Annotated in this window: 1 protein-coding gene; it reads right to left on the bottom strand. The window is 62.1% G+C overall.

The annotated features are described in order from the left end of the window. Positions 1 to 443: immunoglobulin-like domain-containing protein (locus CAY82_RS26800; protein ID WP_170931139.1), on the bottom strand; the 443-nt coding region annotated here is incomplete at both ends.

Below are 443 nucleotides of genomic sequence, written 5' to 3'. Positions count from 1 at the left end.
GTCGCGGTGGTGGTGTCCACCGAGTCGTTGATGGTGGTCTGAGCTGGCGTCGGGTTCGGCACCAACTGCTCGAAGTTGCCACCGGTAGCACCGGTAATCGTGGTGCTGACGGTCGAGCCGTTGTTGTAGACATCGTTGGCCGGAGTTTCGAAATCAACACTGCCCTGGGTCTTGCCGGCTTCGATGGTGATGGTCTGGCCGTTGGACAGGGTCACGGTCACCGGGGTCTGGGCTGGGTTGCTCAGGGTCACGGTGTAGGTGATGACGCCGCCTTCGGTGACGCTTGGCGAAGCGGTCAGGGTCGCGGTGGTGGTATCCACCGAGTCGTTGATGGTGGTCTGAGCTGGTGTCGGGTTCGGCACCAACTGCTCGAAGTTACCGCCCGTGGCGTTCTCGATGGTCACGCTAACGGTCGAGCCGTTGTTGTAGACGTCGTTGGCCGG

The sequence above is a fragment of the Pseudomonas sp. SID14000 genome (assembly GCF_002165135.1).
GTDB lineage: Bacteria > Pseudomonadota > Gammaproteobacteria > Pseudomonadales > Pseudomonadaceae > Aquipseudomonas.
The sequence above is the reverse complement of the archived record's forward strand: the minus strand, read 5'-3'. Positions and strand labels throughout refer to the sequence as shown.